1 protein-coding gene is annotated in these 323 nt (G+C 59.1%); it reads right to left on the bottom strand.

The window, feature by feature from the left end; genetic code table 11:
* On the bottom strand, nt 1-323 hold a 323-nt coding region (locus M9827_RS27650; RefSeq protein ID WP_250608399.1), incomplete at both ends, for a hypothetical protein.

Here is a 323-nt window from a genome sequence, read left to right as displayed (position 1 = left end):
GTGCTGCCCAGCGGCGTGGTGATCGATTGCGGGAAACCTGCCGCTACACCGTTGGTGACGACGGCGATGCCGCCGACAGTCAGGGTTGTGACGCCATCGAGTGCGGTGATGGTGAACGTGCCGCTTTGGGTCAGTGCGGTGGAATCTGGTGCACTGCCGTCAGTGAGATTTTTTTCGTAAACGGTGAGTTCGCCGCCATTCACGTCGAGGCCATTGATGATCACCGGATCGTCGTTGTTGTGGATCTGCAACACGAGGTTGGCGGTGCTGGTATCGCCGTCTGCATCTGTGATGGTGTAGGCGAAGGTTTCCGTGCCGTTGCC

Source organism: Pseudomonas sp. AKS31 (assembly GCF_023634765.1).
In the GTDB taxonomy this organism is placed as follows: Bacteria; Pseudomonadota; Gammaproteobacteria; order Pseudomonadales; family Pseudomonadaceae; genus Aquipseudomonas.
Note: the sequence above shows the minus strand (reverse complement) of the source record. Positions and strands in the feature narration are given on the sequence as shown.